General features: G+C 45.0%; 12 protein-coding genes and 1 tRNA gene. 9 read left to right on the forward strand and 4 right to left on the reverse strand.

Annotated elements, in window-relative coordinates:
* Positions 1-79 precede the first annotated feature (79 nt).
* The 7 genes from gltX (at position 80) to A3773_RS09840 (ending at position 10,631) form a co-directional block, all read left to right on the forward strand.
* Positions 80-1,582, forward strand: coding sequence for a glutamate--tRNA ligase (gltX, locus tag A3773_RS09810; RefSeq protein WP_067985515.1), 1,503 nt, complete (start codon positions 80-82; stop codon positions 1,580-1,582).
* 197 nt (positions 1,583-1,779) lie between these two features.
* Positions 1,780-1,855, forward strand: a tRNA-Ala gene (locus A3773_RS09815).
* A 300-nt stretch (positions 1,856-2,155) separates the two neighbouring features.
* Entirely contained in the window at positions 2,156-3,754 is a 1,599-nt protein-coding gene (locus A3773_RS09820; protein WP_067985516.1) for a class I SAM-dependent DNA methyltransferase, read from the forward strand.
* On the forward strand, positions 3,744-5,141 hold the full coding sequence (locus A3773_RS09825; protein ID WP_067985518.1) for a restriction endonuclease subunit S: 1,398 nt from the start codon (positions 3,744-3,746) through the stop codon (positions 5,139-5,141). Before A3773_RS09820 ends, A3773_RS09825 begins: the two co-directional genes overlap by 11 nt.
* Positions 5,134-6,165, forward strand: coding sequence for a virulence RhuM family protein (locus tag A3773_RS09830; RefSeq protein ID WP_067985520.1), 1,032 nt, complete (start codon positions 5,134-5,136; stop codon positions 6,163-6,165). The genes A3773_RS09825 and A3773_RS09830 overlap by 8 nt, the downstream gene beginning before the upstream one ends.
* Positions 6,166-6,240: 75 nt before the next feature.
* Positions 6,241-9,546 carry a type I restriction endonuclease subunit R gene (locus tag A3773_RS09835; protein WP_067985522.1) on the forward strand — a complete coding sequence of 1,102 codons (3,306 nt, stop codon included), beginning with the start codon at positions 6,241-6,243 and terminating at the stop codon, positions 9,544-9,546.
* Between the two features lie 569 nt (positions 9,547-10,115).
* On the forward strand, positions 10,116-10,631 hold the full coding sequence (locus A3773_RS09840; protein ID WP_067985524.1) for a flavodoxin: 516 nt from the start codon (positions 10,116-10,118) through the stop codon (positions 10,629-10,631).
* Positions 10,632-10,833: 202 nt separating this feature from the next.
* Here the strand turns inward: A3773_RS09840 and A3773_RS09845 are convergent, their stop codons facing one another.
* From A3773_RS09845 to A3773_RS09855, 4 genes are read right to left on the reverse strand one after another with little or no spacing between them, the layout of a single operon-like run.
* Positions 10,834-11,220, reverse strand: coding sequence for a Rossmann-fold NAD(P)-binding domain-containing protein (locus A3773_RS09845; RefSeq protein WP_067985526.1), 387 nt, complete (start codon positions 11,218-11,220; stop codon positions 10,834-10,836).
* Positions 11,201-11,365 carry an SDR family NAD(P)-dependent oxidoreductase gene (locus A3773_RS18350; protein ID WP_231902181.1) on the reverse strand — a complete coding sequence of 55 codons (165 nt, stop codon included), beginning with the start codon at positions 11,363-11,365 and terminating at the stop codon, positions 11,201-11,203. Before A3773_RS18350 ends, A3773_RS09845 begins: the two co-directional genes overlap by 20 nt.
* Positions 11,366-11,380: 15 nt before the next feature.
* On the reverse strand, positions 11,381-12,340 hold the full coding sequence (locus A3773_RS09850) for an LLM class oxidoreductase (protein WP_067985527.1): 960 nt from the start codon (positions 12,338-12,340) through the stop codon (positions 11,381-11,383).
* 18 nt (positions 12,341-12,358) lie between these two features.
* Entirely contained in the window at positions 12,359-13,138 is a 780-nt protein-coding gene (locus A3773_RS09855) for a CmcJ/NvfI family oxidoreductase (protein ID WP_067985530.1), read from the reverse strand.
* A 189-nt stretch (positions 13,139-13,327) separates the two neighbouring features.
* On the opposite strand from A3773_RS09855, the gene A3773_RS09860 reads away from it, so the two are divergent.
* Positions 13,328-14,239: a LysR family transcriptional regulator gene (locus tag A3773_RS09860; protein ID WP_067985653.1), complete on the forward strand. Its 912-nt coding sequence runs from the start codon at positions 13,328-13,330 to the stop codon at positions 14,237-14,239.
* A 1,050-nt stretch (positions 14,240-15,289) separates the two neighbouring features.
* Complete coding sequence (locus A3773_RS09865; RefSeq protein WP_067985532.1) at positions 15,290-15,592, forward strand: DUF1330 domain-containing protein; 303 nt, start codon at positions 15,290-15,292, stop codon at positions 15,590-15,592.
* The last annotated feature ends 63 nt before the right edge of the window (positions 15,593-15,655 follow it).

A 15,655-nucleotide genomic window follows, 5' to 3' on the forward strand; every position in this document is an offset into this window, starting at 1 on the left:
TAGTGGCCCAAAATGGGCCGCTGAGTATATAATTCCCTGCAATGACTTTTCTTTGAATTAATCTATTCCAAGGACAACAATGACGACTGTTCGTACCCGTGTTGCACCTTCTCCAACAGGTGACCCCCATGTAGGCACTGCCTATATTGCGCTGTTTAACTTAGCTTTTGCCCGTCAGCATGGCGGTCAGTTCATCTTGCGTATTGAAGATACCGATCAAACGCGTAGCACGGATGAATCAGAACAGAAGATTCTTGATTCTCTACGCTGGTTAGGTTTGGAGTGGGATGAAGGTCCAGATGTGGGAGGCCCACACGGCCCGTATCGCCAAAGCGAGCGTAAAGATAGTTATGCCAAATACGCGATGCAGCTGGTCGATGAAGGCAAAGCCTTTCTCTGCTACCGCACCGGTGAAGAGTTAGAGGAGTTGCGTACCGCACGTCGTGCTGCGGGTGGCCATACGGCGCTAAAACAGAGCGACCTTGCGCTACCTGAAGAGGAAGTGGCAAAGCGTAAAGCCGCAGGTGCACCTTATGTTGTGCGTATGTGTGTACCTGAAGGCGAGGGCGTGTGTGTTGTTGAGGATATGTTACGTGGCCCGATTGAACTTGAATGGGGCATGGTCGATGCGCAGATCCTGCTTAAATCCGATGGGATGCCAACCTACCATTTAGCTAACGTGGTTGATGATCACCTGATGGAGATCACCCATGTAATCCGTGGTGAAGAGTGGATCAACTCGGCACCTAAACATCAGCTGCTTTACCAATATTTTGGTTGGGATATGCCGAAGCTTTGTCATATGCCACTGCTGCGCAACCCAGATAAATCAAAACTGTCTAAACGTAAAAACCCAACCAGTATTCTGTATTACCAACGTATGGGCTTTTTGCCAGAAGCGTTGCTGAACTACTTAGCACGTATGGGTTGGTCAATGCCGGATGAAAGCGAGAAGTTTACGCGTCAGGCGATGTTCGATAATTTTGATATCCAGCGAGTCTCTCTGGGTGGCCCAATCTTCGATCAGACGAAACTGAGCTGGTTAAACGGCCTATGGCTACGTGAAGACCTAACGACCGAGCAGTTCGCCGCAAAATATCAGGAGTGGGCACTCAACCCTGAATACCTGATGCAGATCGTGCCTTTGATTCAGCAGCGTGTTGAAACACTGTCCGACGTTGCGCCACTGGCGAGCTTCTTCCTTGCGGGCATGTTAGATATTAGCGAAGCAGACTTTGAACATAAGTCCCTCGAAAAAGACGACATCCGCCGTATGCTGCAATACGCAGTATGGCTATTAGATACCGAAAACCAGTGGGGTAAAGACCGTCTATTCAGCCAACTAAAACAGTTGGCCGATGCAATGGGCTTTAAGATCCGTGACTTCCTATTCCCGCTATTTATCGCGATTGCCGGTACAAACCAAACCGTATCGGTAATGGACTCTATGGCGATTCTAGGCCCTGATATGACCCGCGCGCGTTTACGCCATGCGGTGAACGTACTGGGTGGCCCCTCTAAGAAAGAAGCCAAGCGTTGGGAAAAAGAGTACAGAGATCTAAGCAGCCAGATCGAAGGCTAAACAGGTTTTGCAGAGATAAAGGCCGGCCCCTACACGCGACTACGGTGTAGGCGGCCAGCCTTGATGCCCGGAACGGGTGCCTGACCGAAAGATTTAAATAGAACAGCCTTGTGTAAGGTCTTGAACTAATTGAATTTCACCCCGTCAATTTGCTTGACACATGAAAAGGGCCTCATTAAGATACGCCCACTCAATATGGGGCCTTAGCTCAGCTGGGAGAGCGGTTCGCTGGCAGCGAACAGGTCAGGAGTTCGATCCTCCTAGGCTCCACCATCTTGTTTTAATAATCTACGTCTTAATTCATTCAAGACTGTCCTGAAACCAGCGTCATTGCTGGTTTTTTTGTGTCCAGCGTTTCCTGTTGTTCCTGCTTTAGGTATAGATCTGTGTTTTTAATTAATCTTAATTGCTGCGGTTTTTGAGTTAAACACAGGGCGACATAAGGGTTAATTTCTGCCAAAATCTAGCCCTATTAGGTTCACTATTAGATACAGCTTTTTTTAAGGCTCGCCCTTACCCAATAGAGTCATCCCAGGAAGGGCGTGTTACTTATACAATGGAATCGTTTCTGCAATGGCTAAAGCACCCGCAAAATCTAAATCATCAAAAAAACAAAACACCTCCTTTGAAGAATCCCTTTGGGACAGCGCCAATAAATTACGTGGCAGCGTCGAGTCATCTGAATACAAACACATCGTGTTGAGTTTGATCTTTCTTAAATTTATCAGTGATAAGTTTGAAGCCCATCGCCAAGCGCTCATTGATGATGGTAAAGAACAGTTTGTTGATATGGTGCCGTTTTATGCCCAGAGTAATGTGTTCTACCTGAGTGAAGAGGCACGTTGGGCGACGTTGATCAAACACAGCAAGCAGGATGATATCGCCCTTAAAATCGATACCGCCCTGCACACCATTGAGAAAACCAACAAATCGCTGGCGGGTGCCTTGCCGGATAACTACTTCTCACGTTTAGGCTTAGAAAGCAGCAAGCTGGCGGCGTTGCTCGATACCATTAACAATATTGATACGCTGGCCAACGAATGCCAGATGAGCGAAGAAGATCTGGTGGGTCGGGTGTATGAATACTTCCTCGGTAAATTTGCCGCCAGTGAAGGTAAAGGCGGGGGCGAGTTCTATACGCCTAAATCGGTAGTGGCACTATTGGCCGAAATGCTGGAACCCTACAAAGGTAAAATCTACGACCCTTGCTGTGGTTCGGGCGGCATGTTTGTGCAATCGGTCAAGTTTGTGAACAGTCACAACGGCAACCAAAAAGAGATCTCGATCTACGGGCAGGAATACACCAGCGCAACCTATAAGCTCGCCAAAATGAACCTCGCGATTCGGGGGATTAACGGCAACTTGGGGGATGTTGCAGGGAATACCTTCTTTAAAGATCAGCACCCTGATCTGAAAGCCGATTACATTATGGCTAACCCGCCGTTTAACCAAAAACAGTGGCGCGCCGACAATGAGCTGGTGGATGATCCCCGCTGGGCCGGTTACACCGTACCGCCCACCGGTAATGCCAACTATGCGTGGATACTGCATATTCTCAGCAAACTCAGCGAAAGTGGCACCGCCGGTTTTGTCTTGGCCAATGGCTCCATGAGCTCTAACACCAGTGGCGAAGGCACCATTCGCCAAGAGATTATCGACAACGACCATGTGGATTGCATGATCGCGCTACCGGGGCAGCTGTTCTACACCACCCAGATCCCCGTGTGTTTATGGTTCCTCACCAAAAACAAAGGTGAAGATAAAACCCGCGGCTATCGTAACCGTAAAGGGGAAACCCTGTTTATCGATGCCCGTCAGATGGGCACCATGGCCAGCCGTATTCATAAAGAGCTGACCTCCGATGATCTAGCCAAAATCGCCGGTACTTACCACGCATGGCGCGGTGAAACGCAGGATGGCAGTGGCACACTGGCACAGTATGAAGATGTGGCCGGTTATTGCAAAGCGGCCAGCTTAGCGGATATTCAAAAGAACGATTATGTACTCACCCCCGGTCGCTATGTGGGCGCGGCGGATATCGAAGACGATGGCATCCCCTTTGAAGATAAGATGCGCGACCTCAGCCAAACCCTGTATCGCCAGATGAAAGAAGCGGAAGCGCTGGATAACACCATTCGTCAGAACTTGGAGGTGCTGGGTTATGGGGAGTGAATGGAAAACCGTAAATTTATCATCTTGTGCTAGCTTTCAAGAGGGGTATGTCAATCCTACTCAGAAGAAACCTGAATATTTCGATGGAGATATAAAATGGCTCAGAGCTACTGATCTGAATGGAAGCTTTGTATACAGCACATCTAGAACCTTATCTGAAGCGGGTTACAAAAGTGCAGGGAAGAGCGCGTACTTATTTGAACCTGATACGTTAGCGATAAGTAAATCAGGGACAATTGGTAGGTTAGGTATTCTCAAGGATTACATGTGTGGTAACAGGGCTGTAATAAATATAAAACCAGATAAGGCCAAAGTAGACCCACTATTCATTTTTTATGTATTATCTAGTCGGCGTCATGAAATCGAAAACCTTGCGATTGGCAGTGTACAACCTAATTTATATACATCCGCACTTGGCACTATTCAATTTAAAAAACCAAAGCTTGAAGAACAAAAAAATATATCGTACATCCTTGCCTCTATCGACAATAAAATCCAACTCAACCGCGAAACCAATAAAACCCTAGAGCAGATGGCGCAAGCCTTGTTTAAAAGCTGGTTTGTGGATTTCGACCCCGTGATCGACAACGCCTTAGCCGCGGGTAAGCCTATCCCCGAGGAACTGCAAGCACGCGCCCAGCGCCGCCAGCAACAACTCGCCAAACCGGATCATCAACCCTTGCCCGATGATGTGCGCCAGTTATTCCCCAGTGAGTTTGAAGAAACCGAAGCGCTAGGCTGGGTGCCGAAGGGGTGGAGAGTTAGCAATATTAAAAGTTTTGGTCGGGTAGTTACAGGTAAAACTCCACCAAAATCAGTCGAAGGAGCTTACGATGAAGTTGGCTTTCCTTTTATCACGCCAACTGATATTGATGACTCTATTTTTGTTGCTAAGGTAAACCGTTATTTATCTGATAAAGGCGCATCTGTCATAAATAAGAACAAAATTCCTAAGGGTTCAGTGTGTGTTAGTTGTATAGGTAGCCAGATGGGGAAAACGGTTATTAGCCCTACAGCCGCCTATACTAATCAACAAATAAATTCTGTCGTTGTGACGGATGATTTTAGCCGAAATTATTTGTTTTATAACTTAAGAGGGCGGCGCGAAGAGCTTTTCTCGTTGGGAGCAAGTGGTTCGACAATGCCTATCCTTAATAAATCTTCATTTGAAAAGTTATTAGTTTTAAAGCCTTCAGATAGAATATTGCGAAAGTATCAAGAATTTACGGGCGAGCAAATGGAAAGTGTTTATCAAAGATTTATACAAATAGAATCCTTAGAAAATCTCCGTAACACCCTTCTCCCTAAATTGATCTCCGGTGAACTGCGTCTGCCAGAGTCTCTGCTCGATAGCGAAACCAACCCGCCTGAGACTGCTTATGAGTGATAAACCCCTCAGCCTGCAAGATCAAAGCACTGAGTTTCTGCTTTACACCGCCCCGAGTGGTGATGTGAAGGTTGAGGTGTTGTTGAATAACGAAACCCTGTGGCTGACACAAAAACGAATGTCAGAGCTGTTTGCCGTGGGTGTGCCTGCCATTTCGAAGCACTTAAAAAATATTTTTGAAAGCGGTGAGTTAGATGAAAAAGTGGTTGTTTCCTTTTTGGAAAATACCACTGCCCATGGCGCTATAGCGGGCAAGACACAAAAAACCACCACAAAATACTATAACCTCGATGCGGTGATCTCGGTCGGCTATCGGGTCAATTCGGTACAAGCCACTCAGTTTAGAATCTGGGCGACGGCGCTAATTAAAGAGTACATCATCAAAGGCTTTGCCATGGATGATGAGCGCCTTAAAAATGGTCGCTACTTCGGTAAAGACTATTTTCGTGAGTTGTTGGAACGGGTCCGCTCTATTCGCGCGAGCGAACGACGTATCTACCAGCAAATCACGGATATTTTTGCTGAGTGCAGTATTGATTATGACCCGAAATCAGATACCACCCGTCAGTTCTATGCTCATGTGCAAGATCAGTTTCATTTTGCGATTACGGGTAATACATCTAGCGAGCTTATCTACAATAAAGCCGATAGCACTCAGCCATTGATGGGGATGAATACGTTTAAGCATGCGCCTGAAGGCCGTATTTTAAAGTCTGATACTACGGTGGGTAAAAACTATTTAAGTGAAAAAGAGATCAAACAGTTAGAGGCCGCAGTGGCGGGCTTTTTTGATTATATCGAACGTATTATTGAACGACGCAATAGCTTTACGATGCAAAATTTTGCCCTCAGTGTGGAGAAATTTTTAAGCTTTAACGAATACGAAGTGCTGGAAGGCTATGGTACGGTTACACGGGATCAAGCCAAAGAAAAGGCTCATGCTGAATACGAGAAATTTAATAAGCGGCAGCCTATCGAATCTGACTTTGATCGTATGCTGAAAAACTTGCCCAGCCGTGATTAAACCTTGTATTACCCAATTACATTGAAGCAACAGCTAAGCGTACAACGCTGACAAAACACAACAGGATGTCGTGCCGTGAAATTTACCGAAGCCCAATTAGAAAATGCCATTATCCAACTACTGGAGGAGCTGGGTTATCCCCATGTGTTGGGCAGTGATCTTTCGCGGGGAACCACTGAGGTATTGATCAAATCGGATCTGCGTGCTTTTTTAAGTCAGCAATATGCCAGTGAAGGTATTACTGATCATGAGATCGACGGCATTATCCGTCAGTTAGAGCTGCTCTCGGCGAGTGATCTGTATGAGAGTAACAAAACCTTCTGTAAGTGGTTGAGCGATGGTTTTTTACTCAAGCGCGAAGACCCTAGTGATAAAGACCTCTATATACAGCTGATCGATTACAGCGACCTTGCAGCGATGCGGGTGCCTACAGCGGATGAAGTGGATCAGCTGTCCATTGTTGCCGAACAAGGTGCCAGCTATCAGGCCCAGCCGACCACGAATAACCTTTTTAAAATCGTTAACCAGCTAGAGATTGAAGGGGTCGCCTCGGCCAGTGGTGGTGAGCTGCGTATTCCTGATGGCATTTTATATATCAATGGTTTGCCGCTGGTGTTGTTTGAGTTTAAAAGCGCCATTCGTGAAGAAGCCACCGTCCACGATGCTTACGTGCAAATCTGCACGCGCTACCGACGTGATATTCCCCAGTTATTTATTTATAACGCCCTCTGTGTGATCAGTGATGGCGTCAACAACAAGATGGGAACCCTGTTTGCGCCTTATGAGTTTTACTATGGCTGGCGCAAGGTCAACGGCAATGAGACGGCGGAAAAGGACGGTATCAGCTCGCTCACCAGTATGCTGCAAGGGCTGTTTGATCCGCAGCGTTTACGTGAGGTGATCCGGCACTTTATCTATTTTCCGGATAAGAGCCATCAAGAGATCAAAATCGTCTGTCGTTATCCGCAGTATTATGCGGCCACTAAGCTCTACCAAAGCATTAAAGCGCATCAGAAACGACGTAACAGTGAAGGTGAGATTGTTGGCGACGACCCTTTAAGAGACGGAAAAGGCGGCACCTATTTTGGTGCCACCGGTTGCGGTAAAAGCTTTACCATGCAATTTTTAGTGCGCCTGTTGATGAAAAGCGTGGACTTTGCCAGCCCCACCATTGTGTTGATTACCGACCGTACCGATTTAGACGATCAACTCTCTAAGCAGTTTACCAATGCCAAAACCTATATTGGTGATCAGATGGTTGAAACAGTGACCTCCCGTGCTGACTTGCGTGCCAAACTGCAGGGCCGCCAGAGTGGTGGGGTTTTCTTAACCACGATTCATAAATTTACGGAAGATGTCGCGCTGTTAACGGATCGCTGTAATGTGATCTGCATTTCCGATGAGGCCCACCGTAGCCAGATTAATTTAGAGCAAAAAATCTCGGTGGTGACTGAGGGCAAAAACCGAGGGGTTAAGAAAACCTACGGCTTTGCTAAATATCTGCATGACTCTCTACCGAACGCCACCTATGTGGGTTTTACCGGCACACCCATTGATGCCACCTTGGATGTGTTTGGCAAGGTGGTTGATAGCTACACTATGAACGAGTCCGTTAAGGATGAGATTACCGTGCGCATTGTCTATGAAGGCCGTGCGGCAAAAGTGGTTCTTGATAACAGTAAGCTGAAAGAGATTGAAGCGTATTATCAACAATGTGCAGAAGAGGGCGCTAGCGATTACCAGATAGACGACAGTAAAAAAGCGATGGCCAGTATGGGGGCGATCCTTGGCGATCCTGACCGTATACATGCCTTAGCCAAGGACTTTGTAGCGCACTATGAAGATCGCGTGGCTGAAGGCGCCACCGTGGCGGGCAAGGCGATGTTTGTCAGTAGCTCTCGCCAAATTGCCTATCAGCTGTATCAGGAGTTACAGGTCTTACGCCCTGAATGGTTTGAGGTACTGGATTGCGCCAAGGGTGAATTACTTAGCGACAAAGAGCGTAAGGAGATAAAAGCCTCTGCGCGAGTGCGCATGGTGATGACGCGCAATAAAGATGATGAGAAAGCGCTGTGGGATCTACTCGGCAGTAAAGATGACCGAAAAGAGCTGGATCGCCAATTTAAGCAGGCTAAATCTAACTTTAAAATCGCCATTGTGGTGGATATGTGGCTGACCGGCTTTGATGTGCCGTTCCTCGATACCCTGTATATCGACAAACCCGTCTCACAGCATAACTTGATACAAACGATTTCACGGGTAAACCGCAAATTTAAGGGTAAGAAAAAAGGGCTGGTGGTGGATTACATCGGGATTAAAACCCAGATGAACAAAGCACTGAAGCAGTTTGGTGGCAGTGGTGATGACAACTTTGAAGATATCGCCGCCTCTATTGTTGAAGTGCGTAACCACTTAGACCTACTGAACAAAGCCTTTTATCATTTTGATAGCGCCGACTATTTCTCCGGCGACCCTGTTGGCCAGTTAAACTGTCTCAACGAAGCCGCTGAATATGCAATGCAAACGGAAAAAACCGAAAAGCGCTTTATGGATATTACCAAGCGCTTAAAGGCTGCCTATGACATCTGCTGTGGTAACGAGCAGATCAGCAAAGATGAGCGTGACCATATTCACTTTTATATGGCGATCCGCTCTATTATCCACAAGCTAACCCGAGGTGTAGCACCGGATACGGCACAGATGAACGCCAAAGTGCGCGATATGATCGCCGAAGCGATTAAAAGCGAGGGTGTCGAAGAGATCTTCAAATTGGGTGATGAAGCCGAAGAGGGCGCGATTGATATCTTTGATGAGGATTATTTAGCTAAAATCGACAAGATTAAACTGCCGAATACCAAGATTAAACTGCTGCAAAAGCTGTTGGAAAAAGCCATTGGTGAAGTCTCCAAAACTAACAAAGTGCAAGCGGTCGATTTCTCTAAAAAGTTCAAAGCGCTGGTGGATAAATACAACGAACGTAAAGAAGATGATGTGCTTGTTAGCAGCGTGCTGGAAGACTTCTCTAATGAAATTATCGACCTGTACCATGACCTAAAAAACGAAATGACATCCTTTGCCGATATGGGCATCGACTTTGAAGAGAAAGCGTTTTACGACATCTTAAAATCCCTGTCGATTAAGTATGACTTCACCTACCCCGAAGATAAGATGATCGAACTGGCTAAGCATGCCAAGGAAGAGGTCGATAGCGTCGCCAGCTTCCCCGCATGGAACCAACGGGAAGATATCAAAGCCGAGCTGCAAGTGAAACTGATCTTGCTACTGGCCAAATACGGTTATCCACCGGTGGCTAATGATGATGTTTATAAAAAGATCTTGGAGCAGGCAGAAAACTTTAAGAGGAATCGGGGGGGGAGGTAGGATGGGGAAATTTTGAAGGCTTTCCACATCGCACGTTAATCACTCTTAACCTGCGATGGTCTATTTTAGTCGTTATCTCTGATCATAATAGGCGAGGGACAGAGGTGTATTTTTTTCGTACAGAATACTAAGAAAGTGTGCCGTACAACTTGGCCCCCATATCAACACATCCTGAGGGCTTATTTTTACGGCTAGAGATACGAAGGCAGTAGAATTCAGCCCTTTGACTTAAATCCTTAATTACCTTTAGCGCACCTTCGTTTATTTCAGTACAAAAAATCAATATACGAGATTGATGGTCTTTTGGTATTCCACTGAGTGTTTTTTGTATTGTCCCCCCCGGTATGGATAACAGAGTCATAGATGAGAATGTTCTCTATATCTGGCTCAAGGTGCTTAATGATCATTCTCGTATCATATTTATTAACTACGATTGATAAATTAGATACATGCAACTAAATAGTATTGATGTTAATAATGATTATCATTTAAAATGATGGTATTTTAAAAGTCGAACGCAAGCTATTTAGCGAGCAAAAGCCTCAAACTAGATTTAGAGACCTACTTTCGTGAAAACTGCACTCTTCTATGGAACAACCACAGGTAACACAGGCGATATAGCCGATAAAGTAAAAGCTGCATGGGATATTTCCGATATTGATCTATTCGATGTGGCGGACACAACACTCGATTCGGCCAGTCATTATGATCTTTTGATCTTTGCTATTCCCACTTGGGATTACGGTGAAGTTCAAGAAGATTGGCTAGATGTTTGGGAAGAGGTGGACCAGCTTAATTTTGCAGGTAAGCAAGCAGCCTTTATTGGTTTAGGTGATCAATACGGTTACCCAGAGTGGTTTGTTGATGCTATGGGTATGCTACACGATAAAATTGTCACCAAAGGTGCTGAAATCGTGGGCCACTGGCCTATCGATGGCTACGAATTTGAAGAATCAAAAGCCCTCACGCAAGATAAAAAGCACTTTATCGGCCTTGCGCTAGATGAAGACTGGCAACGCGAGCAAACAGCAGAGCGTCTTACTGGCTGGTTAGATCAGGTCAAACTGGAGCTGGGGTTATTTTAAGGCTCTACTATTTATGTAATCTCATTCAAAAATCTACCCGCTCCGTCGAGCGAAAGTGGGGGCATGTTGGGAGTATACATCAATGGTCCTCGTTCTAGCCTTATTATGTGTTTGGTGAACCTGGCGTTGCACAGCCCCTTTTGATAGGAAGAAACTTTATATTCACATCTTCGCTGTATGGCGAATAATGGATAGTGTTCAGCTAGACTAATTTTTGTAGTAGGGATTCGATCGTTTGAACTAATGCCTTGTTTTTTTCTGAATTAAGCGCATCGTTGTGTGGGGCAGAAAATGTGTTGCTGTCGTTATCGAAATACTTACCTGAAGCATTTTCAAAATCCTTATCTAATGCCGCTTTGACTAAGACTTCTGCGCCAATTGAGAGGCTTTTTCCCTCGATCCCGTAAGCATTTTTGACCATTTTGCTCGCCAGTAATGATCCGGGGTTAATGGCAATAATCGAAGGCCAATTGGACGGGTGTTCTTGGGCTAGGTAGAAAGACCACATGGTTATGGCGAGTTTGCTTTGGGCATAGGCCTGATTTGCATTATCGATTTTGATGTTTCCTCTAAGTGCCTCGAGAACCACGGGAGCTTAGGTGTTCATAAGCCTTATTTAGCTTAGTTTTGTTGCGGCCATGTATCAGTATATTATGGCCCTTTCGAGCTAATAATTTTGCTGTCTCCAGACCAATACCATCAGTAGAACCGGTGATTAGAATTGTTTTTTTCATGTCAATTTCCTAGCTTTATAAGTCTGGTAATAATTCGTTAGCGAGTTTTTGTATGGTTGTTTCTGGGTCTAAACGGTTAAAGCGAAGATTGAGTGCTATATGGTTAACGCCAATATCGCGTCTGGTTTTCAAGTACTTGCGTAAGTGTTTAATTCCAAGTCTCAGCCCTAAATGTATGGGAGTAGGAGAAGCGTTATCGTCAGACAGCAAATCTATATAGAGCGGTTCCATAACGGGTTTCTCCAGTAGGTTTGCTGCTCGGCTTAGTGACCTATATTTTTCAATGAGCTGTCTTTGTATATTTTCAGCCCTAGGGTAGGTTATCCAGCCATTGGTATTTTCTGCGATCCAGTCTCTAGACTGCTGGCTTGTACCTGTGATCAACATAGGTATTTGATCGGAAACGGGTTTAGGCAGCATCTCTATATGTCCATGTAGATGACCAAAACTATTATTGATCGTTGGGGACGTCGTTGCCATTGCCCGTATATATTCATAACTCTCTCTAAAGCGCTCCCCTCTACTTTCAAACGCTGTATTGTGTGCTGGATATTCTTCAGGTCGGTCTCCTGATGCAATCCCCAGAATTAATCGTCCCTGTGATAATTGGTCTGCTGTGGCGGCTGCTTTTGCAATATGGGAGGGGTGACGAAGGGGCAAAATAACGCTTGAAACCCCTAATGCTATCTGACGGGTTTGTAGGGCAAGTGCACCAAGATAAACGAAAGGGTCATAAAGTTGACCGGCATCGCCAAAAGAGGGGACATTAAAGGGGATGTCTCGTAGCCAAACAGCTGAAAACCCTAGTTCTTCTGCAAGCTGTACGCGTTCTATATGGCGCTGCATGGAAGGTATTGAGGCATTGTCGTAATTTTCAATTGGCACTACTAAGCCAACTGATAGTTTCCCTCGTTTAAAGACACGATTATAACCCGAATTTATCGGGCTAAACCCCGTGTGCTGATTGGGTTTCATTTCAGCTGAGTTCCTTTATCAGAAGCGAATTAAAGTACGGGTTTCAAGGCTTATTCGTGGTTGTGTTACGTCTGTTTCGTTACCTAAATCCATAGCTCCGTGAGCTAAATAGGGTTTTCCCTGATTATCATAAACATTGAAGATGACGACATCCTGCGGCGTCATCTGAGACATATAAAACCAATGATGTTGATGATTGGCGGTAACGCCGAGGATTTGTCCCTGTCTATCTGGGTAAACCAATGCAATTTCCAGCCAGTCATCAGGATTTACTGAGTCAGGATGAATAAAACCCAACGGTGCAGTTTTTATTGGGCTTTCAATCGGTCGCCATAGGTTCACAAAAGCATAATGGCCTTTAGATATTTCACTCGCACGCTTAGCCTCTACAAGATTAACTAAACGTTGCTTGGCGCCTTCAGGGCTATAGTCGTTGTGTACATTCCGAGCGGGCCGTCGGATTGCATTTTCGCTATCTCTTCGCACTGTATGGTCAAAAATGATGACGTCTGTTGCGCCAATTTTCTCTGACAAGAGCGCTGTTACTTCATTGTTATAGGTTTCTTGCCAACGGGTTGTTTTAGAAAAGTTGACTATCTGGCTGGTATGGTTTTCAAAAGTAATACCGTTCTGTTCGAAATTGACCGTTAGATCACCACGTCTTATATCTTGTACTTGGATTTGAGTTGAGAGTAGCTCAGGCGATACAGGCTTACCTACGTCACCATTCGTATCAAAATAAAATGCTTGCGAATAGGGAGATTTGACATGGTAGTTAACTGTCGCAGTGCTAAACATAAGTTGTGCCCCAGAATTACTGAGAGTTTTCACTCGATGAGTTGAACTATATTGCAACTCATAAGTGTATTAAATGGGGGGTTATTTAGTTGAGAATTCGGATTATGAATATAATCTTTTAAGTTTTACTTGCATGGGGAGGGTAAAGGCCGTCATATAGATAGCCCTTTTCGTATGACGGATATAAGAATGGATACCGAAGGAATAAGGCTTTTTGTTATGGCAGCGGATATGTTAAATATCAGTGCTGCTGGACGAGTGCTTGGCCTGGCTCCGGCTGTCGCTAGCGCCCGATTAGCAAAGTTAGAAAACCAGATGGGGGCGGATTTGTTACACCGTTCGACTCGGAAGGTGTCATTATCAATTGAGGGGGCTGAATTTCTGCCGTTTGCGAGGGAGATCCTTGCTCAAGAGGACGCGGCTCGCGCAGCATTGGGTCATGGTAGTTCTGAAATAAAAGGAACACTGCGTTTTGCCGCATCCAGTACATTTGCCCAACTTTATATTGCCCCGATCTTGCCTGAATTTCTTGCGAGACACCCTGAGGTTAATTTGGAGTTAAAACTGTCTGATACTCAGATAAACCTTATAGAGGGCGGGTTTGATCTTGCCCTGCGCAACTATGCCATTGAGGACAGTAACCTACGGGCACGGAAATTGGCTGATGATAAGAGAATTCTCTGTGCTTCCCCTGAATACCTGTCTCGCAATGGCGTGCCTGAAACGTTAGAAGATTTGATATCGCATCAGATGTTGGTTTTTATGGATGGCCCTGCTAGATCTCTGGTGTCTGAAGGAGATAAACCCAAAGGGTTTTTTCCACCAAAAGGTGCGGGGGCGCGTGTGATCTGCGATGACGGAGCCAGTATGCGAATAGCGACCCAATCGGGTGTTGGAATTTCAATGAACTCTTTGTGGAGCGTATATCGCGATATTCAGGAGGGGACGTTAGTGCGTGTATTGCCGGAGTATGAGGTAGAAGATCTGTCCGCTATCTGGCTGGTGTACCCCAAGTCGAATATGCTGACATCTAAAGTTAGGGTCTTTATTGATTTCCTTTTGGAAAAGCTGGGGGGGTTGGATGTTTGGGGGAATAAGTAGGGGGCGCTAAAATTTAATTATATATAAAACCTAAAATCTAAAAACTAAAAACTAATCTCAGTTTTTTGTTGTTTATGTACTTTCTGCGAAGTATATCGTTAGGGCATAACTTAACACCTTCATTGGAAAACCAAATGAAAGCAATGATTCTAAAGAGTACGGAGATAACTCTGTATTTATTTCAACAGAGATGCCTAAACCTTCAGTTAATGCCGATCAGGTTCTGATTCGTATTGCTCTACCTGTGTCAATACGGTTGATATCTTGATAAACAGCTAGGCGAGGATCTGCCTTTGTCTCCGGACCTACCTGCGGTATTGGGGATTGTTGATGCAGGTGCTCTATAGCCTTAGTTGATGAGCAACGTTTTAGTTTTGCCGATGTGGGCAGCGTCTATGCTTACTTAACGAGCGGTTAAGCGATTGGTAAAGTTGTTGTAGAAATCTAAAGCTTGTCAGAGAGACTGACTTACAAGTCAGCCTTTCTGACATGACATGACATGACATGAAGGGCTTCAGCTCTAGATGCTGTCTGACGCGGCTGTTCATTTTTTTACAGGAAAGGCGGTCTCGACAAAATTGAGCTTTTCAGGCGCTTGGTATGGATACCTGTTTATTAAGTAGAGTACGTTAATACATGCTTTTATTGGTCTGTACTGAGTTAATTACCACTGAGTATAGAACCCAATCCAAGTGGACATGGTGTGTTTGAGGGGACCGCATCATATAGTCATATGCCTAAAACGTTGTTGCTTCTTTTTCCTCTTTCTTCTCATTATCAGGAATATGCATCAGGTTTGTCGCCTTTTTGCATATTTTTTGTGCGCTTTTCACTTAAATTATATTCATATTACGAATTATGAAATCCGATATAGGGTAATTTATTTAGATTAAGCACGTAACTATACTGTTTTTCAGTCTAATTTAGGTCTGTGTTTAAACGAGGGTTTTTGGCATGAAACTTAAAAAATCGATCAGCTGAGCTTGTCGTCGATACAACTAAAATTTGATCTTCTAGCCCTAAAACTAAAACCATACTGGAGAAGAAGAAATGGCTTATTACTCTGTGATAGAGGTAACACCAACAAGTGAAGATTGGATTCCTACGTATCTTGAAAAGTCAGGACCGATTTTAGCAAAGTATGGTGGAAAGTATCTTACTAGAACGGTTAGTCATGAACAGGTTGAAGGTCATGAAGATTTTGCAACTCTTCGAATTATTCTAGAGTGGCCGTCTAAAGAGGCTGCACAGTCTTTTATGGAAGACCCTGATTATGCTCCTTTACTTCAAGCCCGAACTGAGGGATCTATCAGTAAGCATTTTTTAATAGAAGCTAAGGATGACATGGCTTAAGACTGCTTTATGGCCTTGGTCCGCTTATAACGGTACAAGTGCGAGCCAGCCCTTTTTGAGTAT

Source organism: Neptuniibacter pectenicola (assembly GCF_001597735.1).
GTDB classification, from domain to species: Bacteria; Pseudomonadota; Gammaproteobacteria; order Pseudomonadales; family Balneatricaceae; genus Neptuniibacter; species Neptuniibacter pectenicola.